Origin of the sequence: Fulvivirga sediminis, from assembly GCF_016757215.1 — a bacterium.
In the GTDB taxonomy this organism is placed as follows: Bacteria; Bacteroidota; Bacteroidia; order Cytophagales; family Cyclobacteriaceae; genus Fulvivirga; species Fulvivirga sediminis.
The window spans coordinates 61,726-77,355 of record NZ_JAESIY010000004.1; the positions used below are offsets into that span (position 1 = coordinate 61,726).

Consider the following 15,630-nt stretch of genomic DNA (forward strand, 5'->3'; position numbering starts at 1 on the left):
TATGAGTAGAAACAAGGGGATAATTGGCGCCGTAGTAGTAGTGGTTATCATCATATTTATATATTCCTTTCAAGGGCAATCGCCTGAATCATACAAAGCTGAGATAGAAAAGAAGAGAGATGCTCAGGAATCATTTATGCGCAACTCAAATGAATCTCCTTTTGTAGAGCAAAACATAAAATTTGAAGGACTCAAATTTTATCCTCCTAATCAAAAATATAAAATCAGAGCTCGCTTTACCGCAAAAGAAAACCCTGAAGTAAGAGAACTTGCCACCAGCGAAGGTGAACCAGAAGAATACCTAGAGTATGGTTATGCTATCTTTACGCTTGATAACAAGGAACAGCAGCTTATTATCCTGGAAAACGTACAAGAAGGGGTACTTTTTCTTGCCTTTGCTGATGAGACCAGCGCAGATGAGACCTACGGTGGCGGAAGATACCTTGAGCTTAAGCACGATGGAAGCAAAAGCATATTATTAGACTTTAACCTGGCTTACAACCCCTACTGCGCTTACACTGCCGGCTACAGCTGCCCGCTGCCCCCTAAGGAGAACTTGCTTACCGTAGCAATTAGAGCTGGAGAGAAGACTTATAAAGAACTGTAAGAATGCAGAAAAATGGACTTTCCAAAAGCTAGGCATCGGATATGTCCATCAAAATTCTTGATTTTCTAATCACTTCAATCAAAAACGAGCTATCATAATTTTGGTCGTAACACACTCTAGCAGCACGTAGTTAATTTGCAAAAAACAATCACCAAACATTAATCCAATTTAAGTCACTGATCACAAGCACTTTAAATAACATTCTAAAAAAAATCATTTAACTCTCCTTAAAAGCTATAAATGTGTAATTTTGCAGATTCAATATTTTAGCAAATAAACGGCACTTTAAAGCATGAAAATATCTTTAAACTGGCTTAAAGAATATATAGATTTAAATCAGTCACCTGAGGAACTTGGTAAAATTCTAACTGACACTGGCCTGGAAGTAGAAGGACTAGATCCTTTTGAGCAGGTACCAGGAGGCCTAAAAGGACTAGTGGTAGGAGAAGTACTCACATGCGTACCTCACTCCAATGCAGACAAACTGAAAGTTACTACCGTAGACTTAGGCGGCGAGGCTCCTACTCAAATTGTCTGTGGAGCTCCCAATGTAGCTCAAGGACAGAAAGTGATAGTAGCCACAGTAGGCGCCACACTTTACCCCGAAGGACATGCCCCCTTTCAAATCAAAAAGGCAAAAATAAGAGGCGAGGTATCTGAAGGAATGATCTGTGCTGAAGACGAAATAGGCCTTGGTAAAAGCCATGCAGGCATAATGGTACTAGATACTGACTTGCCCAATGGAACTCCGGCTGCCGAATACTTCGACCTCACTGATGATACCATCATAGAAATAGGCCTTACGCCTAACCGAGCCGATGCAGCTTCTCACATAGGTGTGGCCAGAGACCTGAAAGCAGCCCTCAAGCAGGATATAAAATGGCCTGATGTATCTGCGTTTTCTGTAGACAATACCAATAGTAAGATCACCGTTTCTATTGAAAATGAAGAGGCCTGCCCACGTTATTCTGGCGTTTCCATCAGCAATGTAACCGTAAAAGAATCTCCTGAATGGCTTCAGGTAAAGCTAAAAACCTTAGGGTTAGAGCCTATCAATAACGTAGTGGACATCACCAACTTTGTTCTTCATGAAACAGGACAACCACTACACGCTTTTGATGCCAGCCAGATAAAAGGGGATAAAGTAGTAGTAAAAACATTAACTGAAGGCTCCAAATTCACTACTCTTGACGATAAAGAAAGAAAATTAAAAGCTACCGATCTTATGATCTGTGATGGCGAAGGCAATGGCATGTGTATCGCCGGAGTATTTGGAGGAAAAGGATCTGGCGTTAAAGAAAGCACTACCGATGTATTTCTCGAAAGTGCCTACTTCTCTCCTGACTACATTCGTAAAACTGCTCAACACCATCAGCTTAAAACTGACGCTTCTTTCCGCTATGAAAGAGGAACGGACCCGAACATAACCGTATATGCTTTAAAAAGAGCTACATTACTTATAAAAGAATTGGCCGGAGGGGAAATCAGTTCTGAAATTACTGACATTTACCCTACTCCTATCGAAGACTTTAAAGTACCTGTGAAATATAAAAATATTCACAGACTCATAGGTAAGGATATTGATAAGGATAGAATAAAGGAAATATTAACACTTCTTGACATCAAAATAACTGAGGAAACAGAAGACAGCTTCTTAGCGCTAGTTCCTCCGTTTAGAGTTGATGTGCAGAGAGAAGCTGACATAGTAGAAGAGATTCTAAGAGTATATGGCTTTAATAATGTAGACCTGCCAGATCATGTACAAAGTGATTATTTAGCAGAGTTCCCTGCTAGTGACAAGGATAAAATACAGAAAACCATCACTGAAATGCTGGTAAGCCAAGGGTACTATGAGATTTTAACTAACTCTCTCACTAAGCCCCAGTATGCAGCCAATGCTCCTGAGCTTGATGAAAAAGAGAGCGTACAAATTCTTAATAAGCTTAGTGAAGATTTAGCTGTACTAAGACAAAGCTTACTGCATACCGGACTTGAAGTAGCGGCTTACAATATCAACAGAAGACAGTCTAACTTAAAGCTTTTTGAATTTGGCAAAAGCTACTTCCATATTGAAGATAGTTATGTAGAAAAACAGAAGCTTGCCATTTATCTTACCGGAGATATTGAAAGCGAAAACTGGATTAACAAGAGCAGAAAAGTCACTTTCCAAGACCTATACCAAACCGTGACCTCTGTTATTAGCCGTTTAATCGCTAAAGAAGTAACCACCGATGTTACTCATGATTCACCTTTTGCATACGGTTTAGTAATAAAACTAGGCCAGAAGGAATTGGCAAAAATTGGAAAAGTAAATGCCTCCACCTGTAAAAAAGCAGGAATCAAACAAGAAGTATTCTATGCTGAGATAGATTGGAACCTTTTAATGAAAAAGGCTTCTAATAGCGTAACTTTTGAAGAAGTATCCAAATTCCCTGAGGTAAGAAGAGATCTTTCATTAGTGATAGACAAAAAAGTAACCTTTGAAGAGATCAAAGCCCTTGCTACCGGAAAAAATCAGAAATTTATTAAGGCTATTAATGTTTTTGATGTTTATGAAGGTGAAAACATTGGCGAAGACAAAAAGGCCTATGCTATCAATTTCACTTTAGAGGATAAAGAAAAAACCTTAACAGATAAGGTCATTGATAAAACAATGAACAATTTGATCCGGTTATTTGAAAATAATCTTAATGCTATTATCCGGAAGTAGGATAAGTAAAGTTTAATCTTTAATTTACATTTTAAATTACTAGTAACATTGGTTGATAATGCTTACACTAGAACACTCAAAATGTAATAATGGAGGTCAATTATAAATAACAATGAACAACGATCAGCTCAAAGCTAGTTTACAAACTCTTGAACGCAAGATTAATTTATTATTGGGTGACCATAAAGCGCTAAAACTGGAGGTTTCTAAGCTTCAGGAAGAAAACCAAGAGTTGCATAGTATGCTTAAGCAGAAAGATGAGCAGATCAACAACTTTCAAAATAAGATTAAAATTAGTAAGATTGTAAATAATATAGATACGGAAGAAGGTAACACTTCTGAGTTAAAGAGGAAGATAGACGATTATATAAAGGAGATTGATAAGTGTATTGTACACTTAAGTAAATAATACCGCTCCATATGGACGAACTTTCAATAAGAATAAAAATTGCCGATAGAGAATACCCCATGAAGGTAAAGGTGGAGGATGAGGCTAGGGTGCGCCGTGCCGGTAAGCAAATTAATGAAAGAATTAGATCTTATAGAGAACAATTTGGCATAGATGATAAACAAGATCTATTAGCCATGGTAGCATTCGATTGTCTGGTTGACAAAATGGAGTCTGATGAAAAACAACATAATATAGACGACAGTGTAGTTGATAAAGTAAAACAACTTAACAACCTGATCAACCAATCTTTATAAATTTTTCCTTCCACTTTAGCTGGATTTACCTTTTTCTGTAATTCGATTAACAGTGCGTGTTAGTTACAGAAGGAAAGGAAATATATGGCTTATACATTTATAAAAATAAAGGTAAATCTAACCAATTTAGCTTATTGGGCTATCTGCCTAGCTTCTGTCTTACCCACACCACAACCTAACATAATAAACGTATAAATAATGGCAGAAATAATTTATGTAATACTCGCAGCTGTAGTAGGCCTGGGTATTGGTATAATGATAGGCAAGTCTCTTATTAATAAAATAAACGCCCAAAAAGAGCTTGAAATTGAGGAGAAGGCAAAAAGTATTGTAAAAGAGGCAGAACTATCTGCCGAAAACATCAAAAAGAACAAGATTTTAGAAGCAAAAGAAAAATTCTTAAAACTAAAAGCTGAGTTTGAAGAAGAGGCATCTAAAAAGAAGAACATTATTATTACCAATGAAAACAAGCTTAAACAAAGAGAGCAGCATCTCTCTAAAGAGTTTGAACAGGTAAAGAGAAAAGAGTCTGAGATAAAAGAGCTAAAAGATAAGCTTGCAGCACAGATAGACGTGGTAAACAATAAAAAGGCTGAACTAGATAAGTTCAACCAACAAAAAGTAGCCATTCTTGAAAAAATCTCTAACCTCACAGCGGAAGAGGCTAAAGAGCAGCTGGTAGAATCACTTAAAGATGAAGCCCAAACCAAGGCGTCATCATTCATCAAAGATATTTTAGAAGAGGCCAAACTTTCTGCTACAAAACAAGCCAGAAAGGTGGTATTAGAAACCATTCAGCGTACCGCTACTGAGCATGCTATTGAAAACTGCGTTTCTATATTCAATATTGAAAGTGATGATATCAAAGGTAAAATCATTGGCCGTGAAGGACGTAACATCAGAGCTCTTGAAGCTGCTACCGGTGTTGAAATTATAGTTGATGACACCCCTGAAGCTATCATCATTTCAGGTTTCGACCCTGTAAGAAGAGAAATAGCCAGACTATCATTACACCGATTAGTAGTAGATGGCCGTATTCACCCAGCCAGAATTGAAGAGATTGTAGCTAAGACCAAGAAAAACATAGAAGAAGAGATCATTGAAATTGGTGAAAGAACAGTGATTGATCTTGCTATCCATGGTTTGCACCCAGAGCTAATTAAGATGGTTGGTCGTATGAGATTCAGATCATCATACGGACAAAACCTATTACAACACTCCAGAGAAGTAGCTAACCTTTGCGCTACAATGGCCTCAGAGCTGGGTCTAAGCCCTAAACAAGCTAAAAGAGCAGGATTACTCCATGACATTGGTAAAGTATGGCCAGACGAGCCAGAAAAGCCTCACGCGATCATAGGTATGGAGCTAGCTCAAAAATACAAAGAGCACCCTATTGTATGTAATGCTATTGGAGCTCACCATGACGAAATTGAAATGACTTCTATGATTGCCCCTATCATACAGGCTTGTGATGCCATCTCTGGCGCTAGGCCAGGAGCCAGAAGAGAAGTAATGGAAAGCTATATTAAGCGTCTTAAAGAGCTTGAGCAGCTAGCCCTTAGCTTTGACGGTGTACATAAATGCTATGCTATACAAGCAGGTAGAGAATTACGAGTTATGGTAGATGCTGACAATGTGAGCGATGACAGAGCAAGCCAGCTATCTTTTGATATATCTCAGAAGATAGAGAAAGACATGCAGTATCCTGGGCAAATAAAGATTACCGTAATCAGAGAAATGAGGTCAGTAGCTTACGCTAAATAATCTTTTCAAAACCATTATATTTTAAAGCTGTTTTAGAGATAAAACAGCTTTTTTAATTTTAAGAAATACCATGTCTAAAAAATTTTGTGCAGCCATCTTTGATATGGATGGCGTAATCGCTGACACCAACCCATTCCATCAAAAATCTATTAAGCAATTCTGCCAAAAATATGGTAAAGATGTTTCTGATAACTTCCTTAAGGAAAAGGTATATGGAAGAACCAATGAAGATTGGATACCAGAAGTATTTGGCAAGCTGGAGCATGATCAGCTTAAAGCTTATGCAGATGAAAAAGAAGAGCTCTTCAGAGAGATTTACAGAGCCGACCTAGCACCAGTAAAAGGCATCAAGGCATTTCTAGCTCATCTGAAGCAAGATGACATTAAAATGGCAGTAGGCACTTCTGCACCAGTAGAGAACGCTGATTTCATATTACAAGGACTAGATATAGAAAGCTATTTCGAAACCATATTACATTCAGCACATGTAACCAAGAGTAAGCCAGATCCACAGATATACCTGAAGGCATGTCATGCAGTAGGTTATGATCCCAAAAATTGCATTGTATTTGAAGATTCTTTATCGGGAGTGGAGGCAGGAAAAGCGGCAGGTTGCAAAGTAGTAGGCATTACTACTACCCACACTGAGAAAGAATTAGAACATTGCGATTTGATCATTAGAGATTTTAGTATGCTCACACCTTCTGCATTAGAAAACATCATGTAGTGATCTTTCACTGCCCTTAAAAAACAAAAGTTCTGACCGGTTGCCCAGTCAGAACTTTTTTATTGTTAAACGAATACAGCTCTTATTTTCCGTTAAAGTAAACCATAACGGTTATTACCATCGCCAGCACTACAAGAGAAGCTGCGATATCTACCCATCCATAACTAGTTTTATTATCTTTCTTATCTTGTTCACTAAGCGTACCAAAAGTAAGCCCTGCTGTTTTCTCTGCAGGAGGAGGAGCTGTAGCTAAACTTACTACAATAGTAAGTGCCACGCAGAATAAGAAGAAATAAGCTCCGAAAGTAAGGAAGTTCATATCGGCCAATTCGAACAAAAATCCACTCAAATTAGATTTTACCAACTCTAAAGTAATTCTTATGGCAGCTACTATCAAACCTACTACTAGAGTAGTATAGGCTCCTGCAGCATTTATCCTCTTAAGGAATATCCCTAGTAAGAAAATCGCTGTAATTGGAGGAGCTATATAACTTTGTACACTTTGCAAGTATTCGTAAAGTACACCTGAGATGTTAGCCATAATAGGAATCCAGGCGATACCACAAATCACTACAATAACAGTAGCAATCTGGCCGATTTTAACAAGCTCATGCTCAGGAGTATCTGGCTTAAGCTTTTTATAAATATCTACTGTAAATAAAGTAGAGCAAGAGTTAAATACTGAAGCTAGTGAACTCATAAGAGCCGCCAAAAGTCCTGCTGCTACAAGGCCTCTTAAACCAGAGGGCAATAGATTACTCATCAAAACAGGGAAAGCCTCATCTGGAGAATCCCATTGCAACTCACCTCTTTGCTTTAATACTAAAGCTACCACACCAGGGATTAAGAATAAGAAAACTGGTAATAATTTCAAGAATCCACCCCATATAGTACCCCTTCTACCTTCTTTTATATTTTTGGCCGTTAAAACTCGCTGCACTATATACTGGTCAGTACACCAATACCATATACCTACAATGGTACTAGTCATTAATAAACTAGGCCAAGGGAAATCAGGATCGGTGGCGGGCCTCCACATATTGAAATATTCTGGTCCTAATGTCTCTTTCATACTAGAGAAACCACCAACAGCATTTACCCCCATTACGGTAAGCGTAGCCGCACCTATAATTAGCACTATAGTTTGTAATGTCTCAGTATAAATTACAGCTCTCATACCACCTAAAACGGTGTAAAGTCCGGTAAGAATAACCGTTGCCAAGGCTCCTACCCAGAAGTTGATACCTAACAGTGCAGACACTACCACACCACCAGCATAAATAGTAACAGAGATCTTAGTAAGCACATACGCTAACAAAGAAAATACTGACAATAACCATCTGGACTTAGCACTAAATCGCTTTTCCAGAAACTCCGGCATAGTAAATACACCACTACGTGCATAGAAAGGCAAGAAAACCCAACCTAACATAAGTACGACCCAAGCATGTAGCTCATAAATGAGCATTGGGAACTTATCTCCGGCTCCGGCACCTGCCAGCCCCACTACGTGTTCAGATCCAATATTAGAAGCAAATATTGACGCTCCTACTACAAACCACCCCACATTTCTTCCCGCTAAAAAGTAATCTTCTGTATTTTTCTGCTTCTTTAAAATAACCCAGACGGCTACCCCAAAGAGCACCAGAAAATAAATACCAATAAATACCCAATCGAGGGTGTCTAATGTTTTCATATAAAATTAATTTAGGTCACTTAGAAATGGCGACAAACTTTAACTATGAGAATCCATTAATTAAAGAGTAAGCTTATTTCATGAGTTAATTAGTTTAAATAATTCTGTCATAGTGCACCGATGATAGCTTCAATTTATGAAACTTTTCTTATTTGGTACTTTTGACCATAAGTATATGTAACGATGTGCAATATGTTAAAAACAAACGATTGCAAAAAACTTAATAGGAATTTTCTTCAAAAAAATTTTCACCTATTTTAAAGAAAAGCTATATGTGGTTTTAGTATTATATGTCTGGCCGGGTTCTAACACTACACTAGGGAATTCGCTTTTATTGGGAGCGTCTGGATAATGCTCAGTTTCAAGGCATATAGCAGATCTTTCTGCATAATTCACCTTTTCTTTTCCTGTAAGTGTTCCGTCCAGGAAGTTTCCTGTATACACCTGAATAGCAGGTTCCGTGGTAAGTACTTTCATAAACCTTCCGCTCTTTTCATGATAAAGAGTAGCTGCCTCTTTCATGCCTCCATCGCCGTTTAGTACCCAGCAGTGATCATATCCTTTTGCCAGCTTCAACTGTTCATTATCAACGGCTATCTCTTTTCCTACTTTTTTAGGTGACGTAAAGTCAAAAGGAGTTCCGGCTACATCTCTTAGCTCTCCTGTAGGAATAAGCGTACCGTCTATTGGTAAAAATGCAGAAGCATCTACACTAAGCACATGATCCAATATATCTTGAGAAGGATCTGCAGACAAGTTAAAGTAAGTATGCTGAGTTAGGTTTACTATTGTTTTTTTATCTGTAGTAGCAGTATAATCTATTTCTAAATCATCTTCATTAGTAAGCATATAGGTAACAGTCACCTCTAAGTTACCAGGGTAACCTTCTTCCATATCTTTACTCAAGTAAGTAAGCTTAAGACCTACACCACTGGCATTAGTAATTTCCTGAGCTTCCCATACTACTTTATCGAAGCCTTTATCTCCGCCATGCAGATGGTTAGATCCGTCATTAGTAGCCAATGTGTACTCTTCTCCATCAAGACTAAATTTTCCTTTGGCTATTCTGTTTCCAAAACGACCTATTAATGCTCCAATGTAAGGGCTCTCCAAATAAGTATCTACGTTATCAAAACCTAGTACTATGTCACCCATATTTCCATCCTTATCCGGAGTTTTTAAAGTAGTAATAATCCCACCTAAAGTAATTACACTCATTTCAATGCCATTTGCATTGGTTAGTGTATATTGTTCAACTTTCTTTCCATCAGGAGTAGTTCCAAAATCACTTTTGGAGATAGCAGTACTGTCTTTTTTCATATCTGAAGATGTTGTTTTCTGCTCTTTATTACTGGAATTATTAGAGCATGAAGTTATCATAAAACAAGTTAGTAGCGATAAAACTATCGCATAAACAGCAGATTTAGTTTTCATAAGGTTCATAGTTTAATGATCTGCCGAGCCATAAATATATGATTCCCGAAGGGAAATCACATATTTATAGTGGCATAATATTTATTTACATACCATTTTGGAAAAGGTGATAATATACTTCATTAGAATGCACAGTATCTTTAAAGTCTCTGATTTTAGTATCTTCATCGATAACCAGCAGCTCAATACCTGCCATTTCTGCAAAATCTTCCATATACTCTGTAGTAAGTGCCTGGCTGAATACAGTATGGTGAGCACCACCTGCTAAAATCCATGCAGTAGCAGCTACTTCTAAATTAGGCTTAGCATCCCACAGTACGCGAGCTACCGGTAATTTTGGTAATTCGCCCATTGGTTTTACGGCTTCTACTTCATTCACCACCAAACGGAACCTATTGCCCATGTCTATCAATGATGCATTGATAGCATCTCCTGGTGCGGTATTAAATACCAAACGAACAGGATCTTCTTTTCCTCCTATTGATAATGGGTGAATTTCACACGAAGGCTTTCCTTCTGCAATAGATTCACATATTTCAAGCATATGAGAACCTAAAACGTATGATTTATGAGGAGTAAAATGATAAGTATAATCTTCCATGAAAGACGTACCACCATCAAGGCCGGCATTCATCACTTTCATAGCTCTTAGCAAGGCAGCTGTTTTCCAATCTCCTTCAGCACCAAAACCATATCCATCAGCCATAAGCCTTTGCACAGCTAACCCTGGAAGTTGCTTGAGACCACCTAAGCTCTCGAAAGTATCAGTAAACCCTTTGAAGTTACCAGCTTTTAAGAATGCTCTAAGGCCTAACTCTATCCTAGCAGATTCTTCCAATGCAGATCTTTTTTCTCCGCCAGCTTTCAAAGCATCAGTAAGTTTATATGAAGACTCATATTCTTCAAGCAAGGCTTTCAATTGATCATCGGTCACTTCGTTCAAGTGCTTTTCAAGATCAGGAATATCATAACCATTTACAGAAAAGCCAAATTTCATTTGAGCTTCTACTTTATCTCCTTCGGTTACGGCTACCTCTCTCATGTTATCACACAAACGTGCGAATTTAGCTCCTTGCCAGTCGGCCCAGCCTGAGGCTACGCGGCACCATATTCCTAATTTCTTCTGTACAGAATCGCTCTCCCAGTGACCTACTATTACTTTTCGGTTCTTTCTCATACGAGACATCATAAAACCAAACTCACGGTCTCCATGAGCCGATTGGTTTAGGTTCATAAAGTCCATATCAATGGTAGACCATGGGATCTCAGCATTAAACTGTGTATGCAAATGCACCATTGGCTTTTTAAGAATATTCAGTCCTGAGATCCACATTTTAGCAGGAGAGAAAGTGTGCATCCAAGCTACAATACCGATACATGCTGTAGCAGAATTTGCTTCAAGCATAAGCTTTTGTATCTCTTCAGGAGTTGTAAGCAACCCCTTGTATACGATTTTCACTGGTATTCTACTGCTGCCGTTAAGCCCCTTTACCACCTCTTCAGAATGAGAGGCCACTTGCTTAAGTGCTTCGTCTCCGTATAAATGCTGGCTTCCTGTTACAAACCATACTTCATTTTGAGAAATATCGATCATCTTATTTTATAATCTGTTTTATTAATTACTGTTTAATTTTGTCCATAGTAAGCATTCTTACCATGTTTTCTTTGATAATGCTTTTTGATTAAGGCATCTTTCAAGCGAGGAGCTTCTGGGTTAATTTGCAAAGTGAGATATGCCATACGGCCCAGCTCTTCCATTACTTTGCTATTATACACCGCTTTAGCAGCAGTTTTACCCCATGAAAATGGTCCATGATTACCGAGTAGCACCATTTCTACTTCTTTATGAGAAATGCCCTTGTCTGCGAAGCAATCTAATATCTGCTTCCCAGTCATGTGCTCATAGTCTCCTTCAATATATTCATCAGGCATAGGAGGTGCACAGGGAATGTCCGCCACCAAATGATCTGCATGGGTAGTGCCGAAAATAGGTATATCTCGTTGTGCTTGGGCCCAAGCTACTGAGTAAGTAGCATGTGTATGAGCTATACCTCCGATATCCTCCCACTGGCTATAGAGATAGGCGTGAGTCTTAGTATCTGATGAAGGTCTCATTGATCCTTCTACCAAGTTATTTTCAAAGTCTACAATTACAATGTCCTCAGGTTTCAAATCATCATAAGGAACACCGCTCGGTTTAATGGCGAATACGCTTTCGTCTCTATCTACTGCACTCACATTTCCAAAAGTGTATATTACCAAATCAAGAGCAGGAAGCTGCATATTAGCTTCATAGCACTCCCTTTTCAGCTCTTTATATTTACTCATGTATTTGTTCTTTTTGATTTTTCAACGTCATTGATTCTACAAAGGCTCCAAGCTTGGAATACTTATCAAAGAGGCCTTTATAAAGCTCTACCTGATCAGCCTGAGGCAAATATTCAGCCTCAAAGCCGCTACCCATATGGCGAGAAGCTTCTTGTATGTTGGAGTAAACGCCAGCAGCAACAGCAGCATACATAGCCGCGCCCAGAGCAGGTGCCTGCTCCGAAACGGCTATTTTAATCGGCATATTTAAAACGTTAGCCAGGGTTTGCATTATAAAAGGCGACTTTTTAGCCACTCCCCCTATGCCTACCACTTTATCTATTCTTACCCCTTCATTTACAAAGCGGTCTACTATATTCTTAGCTCCAAAGCAAATAGCTTCTACCAGTGCTCTGAAAATATGGGGAGCCTGCGTACCTAAGGTAAGGTTCATCATGGCGCCTTTCAAAGCCTGATTCGCATCAGGAGTTCTTCTTCCGTTTACCCAATCAAGCGCTACAGGCGCACTCTCGGAAACAGATATCTTTTCAGCAGCCAAGGACAAATCTTTGATCAGGTTATTCTTGATCTCAGCAACCAGCTTAGTTTTAGTATCTTCATCTATTAATTCAGACTGAGCAAGTAAGTGATTAACAGGCCAGTTAAGAATATCTCCGAACCAGGCCAGAACATCACCAAAAGCAGACTGACCTGCTTCTAGCCCTACCATACCCGGTATTACAGAGCCATCTACCTGTCCGCAGATACCTTCTACCAACTTATCTTCTACTGCCTTATTAGAAGCCACTATGATATCACAGGTAGAAGTACCCATTACTCTTACTAAAGTATGCTCCTCTACCTCTGCACCTACAGCTCCAGAGTGAGCATCAAAAGTACCTACAGTCACTATTGTATTTTCAGTGAGTCCCAACTTCTCAGCCCACTCTTTGCTAAGCTTGCCTGCTACCTGATCAGAGGTATAGGTTTCTTTGTACAAGTTACTTTTTAGGGTGATTAAGCGAGGGTCTAACTTAGAAAGAAAATCATCTTCTGGAAGACCTCCCCAGTCTGCATGCCACATGGCTTTATGTCCGGCAGCACAGCGGCTTCTTTTGAAAGAAGGCATATCTGTATCTGCAATAATCCAGTAAGTCATCAAATCACAATGCTCCATCCAGGTCCAGGCATTATCACTTATGGATTGATCTTCTCTTATGATATGTAAAATTTTAGCCCAAAACCACTCAGAAGAGTATATACCTCCTTCGTATTTAGTGAAGTCCTCTCCGCCCCAGCTTTTTGCTAATTGGTTTATTTCCGCGGCTTCGTCTATAGCGGTGTGGTCCTTCCAAAGTACCATCATGGCATTAGGGTTTTCTTCAAAACCTTCTACCAGCGCTAGTGGCCGACCATCTTTATACATAGGAACCGGAGATGAACCGGTAGTATCTATAGAAATACCCTTGATCAATTCAGGTGCTATTTTAGATTGCTTCACTACTTCTTTAATAGTAGCTTCTAATCCTTCTATATGATCTAAAGGGTGTTGACGAAATTGGTTATCCTCTGGCTTACAATATTTTTTTTGCTTCCACCTTTCATACCAATGAACATGAGAGGCCAACTCCTCTCCATTAGCTGCATTGATCAATACAGCACGTACTGAATCAGTCCCGAAATCAAGACCTATTACGTAGTCATTCTTCATAGCGCTTGCTCAAAAATTATTTACTTTTTTCTAAAGTAAGAAAAATAATTAAATAAGTGTATTTTTTACAATTAAAATTTAATTGTACATTCAATCCGATCAATCATACCTCGCAAATTGAAATAAATCAAATTTTAACTTTGTTTGATTGGGTATCATCTCTAATGAGATTACAAAGAAAAAGGATGCGAGCTGGTCAAAAACTTAAGATTGCCAGCACACATCCAATATTGGCTTATGATAAGCCGAATAAATTAAAATTAACTTACAGCTAAGGATTCATATCCATACCTTTTCTTAATTAAATCTAATTTTATTGTTTACTGATTTTCTTCACGTATGAACCATCTATATTTTCATAAGAAAGAATGTATACTCCTTTTGGTAAAGCAGAGACATCTATTTGATGAGCTTTTCCTTTAAAGCTCTCTTGTTTCATCAGCTTACCTTCTACATCCATAATTTTAAGCGTAGTAACTCCCTCGCTTGCTTTAGGCAATAAAATATTAACCTGATCAATAACAGGGTTAGGATAAACGCCTGAAGGCTCACTACTGACTTCTCCTTGATCTAAGCGTACAGTCTGTAAACTGGCAGATACAGCATCCATTCTGAATTGCTGATTAGTACTTTGTGAGTTACAATCATACTGAAACACGTTAGCACCATCATCAGTAGAGAAACTGTTTACGTCTAAACATTTGCCAGTAGCCACTGATCTAATAGAATAATAGCCACTACCTCTATTTACCAATTCCCATTTTTGACAATCATTATTGAGCCAGCTCCAAAGTCTAACATTGGTCGCATTGGCATTATTACAATCTTCTAAATCAAGTGCTTGATTTGGAGCACTGACCGGAGAAATACGGTAACCCCCTCCCATTTGCGTAAAATTCCATTTTTGACAATTATTATTCAACCAAGACCACTGTTGTACATTAGTTCCGTCTGTGTTACCACAGTCTACTACATCTAGCGCTTTTCCGCTATGTCTTGGTGTAATACGGTATGTACCTGAAGGTACTCCAGGACCTGAAGGCGGTGTACCTACATAGGGCCATCCGTTTGCAACTCCAAAATCTGATCTTACCATGAGTTTGGCATTACCGCTATCATTTCCGTCATAAAAGTGGTAAGTAAGTCTTCCCTGTCCATATCCAAAATGTCCCGGTCCTATAATGTTTCCATTTCTATTAGGCAAAAACACTCTTTCTCCTGTGTATGGCCCTGTAATATTGGTTGAACGGGCTACCACCATGTAATAACCAGAATTTACGCCATTACAGCATAATCCTCTTTGGTAAAATAGATAGTAATAACCTCCAGATTTATATAGACCTGGCCCCTCTACTTGGCCGGATACTAAATGGGTACTGCCTGATATTGGTTTTCCTGTACTAGTGCTTAACTCAATTATATCTATTCCACTTTGCCAGTTTCCCCAAGACATCCATAGTCTTCCATTATCTAAAAGTAAAGCTGGATCTATGGCGTTATTACCTGCCACGACCATACCTCTATCTGTCCACGGACCAGCAAGGTTAGTAGCAGTAGCCACTCCTATAGCTGCGGGAGCCCCATTGCCTGCACATGAATAGTAAAGAAAGTACGTATTACCTACTTTAATCACATCTGGTGCCCAGAAAAACCCATTAAAGCCCTCTACATAATTGCTTATCCATCCTGGCCAGGTACCTGGAGCAAAAGGTGTTGGCTCTGGTCTCCAGTCACTAAAATTAGCATTACTGGATGACATGGCCCAAATGCCATTTCCTGTGGTAAAAATCCAGTATCTTCCATCGACATTTCTGACCATTGTGGAAGGATCATGACTTGGTGGGTATTGAGCCCAAGAGGCGACCGCAATCATTAAAAAGGAAATAACGAATAGCCATTTCCTAAAACATTGAATTGATTTGTTTTTAAATTTTCCCATCATCTTAGGTTTATATTGGTTGAACATTAA

General features: G+C 38.8%; 12 protein-coding genes. 6 read left to right on the forward strand and 6 right to left on the reverse strand.

What is annotated here, in order from left to right; all coding sequences use genetic code 11:
* Window position 1 precedes the first annotated feature (1 nt).
* The 6 genes from JL102_RS08055 (at window position 2) to JL102_RS08080 (ending at window position 6,513) form a co-directional block, all read left to right on the forward strand.
* Complete coding sequence (locus JL102_RS08055; RefSeq protein WP_202243868.1) at window positions 2-607, forward strand: DUF1684 domain-containing protein; 606 nt, start codon at window positions 2-4, stop codon at window positions 605-607.
* 292 nt (window positions 608-899) lie between these two features.
* Window positions 900-3,317: a phenylalanine--tRNA ligase subunit beta gene (pheT, locus tag JL102_RS08060; RefSeq protein ID WP_202243870.1), complete on the forward strand. Its 2,418-nt coding sequence runs from the start codon at window positions 900-902 to the stop codon at window positions 3,315-3,317.
* 112 nt (window positions 3,318-3,429) lie between these two features.
* Complete coding sequence (locus JL102_RS08065; RefSeq protein ID WP_202243872.1) at window positions 3,430-3,726, forward strand: hypothetical protein; 297 nt, start codon at window positions 3,430-3,432, stop codon at window positions 3,724-3,726.
* An 11-nt stretch (window positions 3,727-3,737) separates the two neighbouring features.
* On the forward strand, window positions 3,738-4,022 hold the full coding sequence (locus JL102_RS08070; RefSeq protein WP_202243873.1) for a cell division protein ZapA: 285 nt from the start codon (window positions 3,738-3,740) through the stop codon (window positions 4,020-4,022).
* 198 nt (window positions 4,023-4,220) lie between these two features.
* The gene (rny, locus tag JL102_RS08075) at window positions 4,221-5,786 is read left to right on the forward strand and encodes a ribonuclease Y (RefSeq protein WP_202243874.1); all 1,566 of its coding nucleotides are present in this window, start codon (window positions 4,221-4,223) and stop codon (window positions 5,784-5,786) included.
* 70 nt (window positions 5,787-5,856) lie between these two features.
* Window positions 5,857-6,513 carry an HAD family hydrolase gene (locus tag JL102_RS08080; RefSeq protein WP_202243875.1) on the forward strand — a complete coding sequence of 219 codons (657 nt, stop codon included), beginning with the start codon at window positions 5,857-5,859 and terminating at the stop codon, window positions 6,511-6,513.
* A gap of 82 nt (window positions 6,514-6,595) precedes the next feature.
* On the opposite strand, the gene JL102_RS08085 is transcribed toward JL102_RS08080, so the two are convergent.
* The 6 genes from JL102_RS08085 to JL102_RS08110 all read right to left on the reverse strand — a co-directional run bounded on the left by JL102_RS08085 (window position 6,596) and on the right by JL102_RS08110 (window position 15,534).
* Window positions 6,596-8,209, reverse strand: a complete 1,614-nt coding sequence (locus JL102_RS08085; protein ID WP_202243876.1) for a sodium:solute symporter — start codon at window positions 8,207-8,209, stop codon at window positions 6,596-6,598.
* Window positions 8,210-8,461: 252 nt separating this feature from the next.
* A complete protein-coding gene (locus tag JL102_RS08090; RefSeq protein WP_202243877.1) occupies window positions 8,462-9,643 on the reverse strand; it encodes an aldose epimerase family protein in 1,182 nt (393 codons plus the stop codon).
* A gap of 85 nt (window positions 9,644-9,728) precedes the next feature.
* Window positions 9,729-11,237 carry an L-arabinose isomerase gene (araA, locus tag JL102_RS08095; protein ID WP_202243878.1) on the reverse strand — a complete coding sequence of 503 codons (1,509 nt, stop codon included), beginning with the start codon at window positions 11,235-11,237 and terminating at the stop codon, window positions 9,729-9,731.
* 32 nt (window positions 11,238-11,269) lie between these two features.
* Entirely contained in the window at window positions 11,270-11,971 is a 702-nt protein-coding gene (locus JL102_RS08100; RefSeq protein ID WP_202243879.1) for an L-ribulose-5-phosphate 4-epimerase, read from the reverse strand.
* Window positions 11,964-13,661: a ribulokinase gene (locus JL102_RS08105; protein WP_202243880.1), complete on the reverse strand. Its 1,698-nt coding sequence runs from the start codon at window positions 13,659-13,661 to the stop codon at window positions 11,964-11,966. Before JL102_RS08105 ends, JL102_RS08100 begins: the two co-directional genes overlap by 8 nt.
* A gap of 313 nt (window positions 13,662-13,974) precedes the next feature.
* Window positions 13,975-15,534, reverse strand: a complete 1,560-nt coding sequence (locus JL102_RS08110) for a family 43 glycosylhydrolase (RefSeq protein ID WP_202243881.1) — start codon at window positions 15,532-15,534, stop codon at window positions 13,975-13,977.
* Between the last annotated feature and the right edge of the window lie 96 nt (window positions 15,535-15,630).

Excerpts from the sequence above, each read along its gene's own strand:
- JL102_RS08110 (WP_202243881.1), bottom strand. The coding sequence starts at position 15,534 with ATGATTGCGGTCGCCTCTTGGGCTCAATACCCACCAAGTCATGATCCT.
- JL102_RS08070 (WP_202243873.1), top strand. The coding sequence starts at position 3,738 with ATGGACGAACTTTCAATAAGAATAAAAATTGCCGATAGAGAATACCCC.
- JL102_RS08085 (WP_202243876.1), bottom strand. The coding sequence starts at position 8,209 with ATGAAAACATTAGACACCCTCGATTGGGTATTTATTGGTATTTATTTT.
- JL102_RS08100 (WP_202243879.1), bottom strand. The coding sequence starts at position 11,971 with ATGAGTAAATATAAAGAGCTGAAAAGGGAGTGCTATGAAGCTAATATG.
- JL102_RS08065 (WP_202243872.1), top strand. The coding sequence starts at position 3,430 with ATGAACAACGATCAGCTCAAAGCTAGTTTACAAACTCTTGAACGCAAG.
- JL102_RS08080 (WP_202243875.1), top strand. The coding sequence starts at position 5,857 with ATGTCTAAAAAATTTTGTGCAGCCATCTTTGATATGGATGGCGTAATC.
- araA (WP_202243878.1), bottom strand. The coding sequence starts at position 11,237 with ATGATCGATATTTCTCAAAATGAAGTATGGTTTGTAACAGGAAGCCAG.
- JL102_RS08090 (WP_202243877.1), bottom strand. The coding sequence starts at position 9,643 with ATGAAAACTAAATCTGCTGTTTATGCGATAGTTTTATCGCTACTAACT.
- rny (WP_202243874.1), top strand. The coding sequence starts at position 4,221 with ATGGCAGAAATAATTTATGTAATACTCGCAGCTGTAGTAGGCCTGGGT.
- pheT (WP_202243870.1), top strand. The coding sequence starts at position 900 with ATGAAAATATCTTTAAACTGGCTTAAAGAATATATAGATTTAAATCAG.
- JL102_RS08055 (WP_202243868.1), top strand. The coding sequence starts at position 2 with ATGAGTAGAAACAAGGGGATAATTGGCGCCGTAGTAGTAGTGGTTATC.
- JL102_RS08105 (WP_202243880.1), bottom strand. The coding sequence starts at position 13,661 with ATGAAGAATGACTACGTAATAGGTCTTGATTTCGGGACTGATTCAGTA.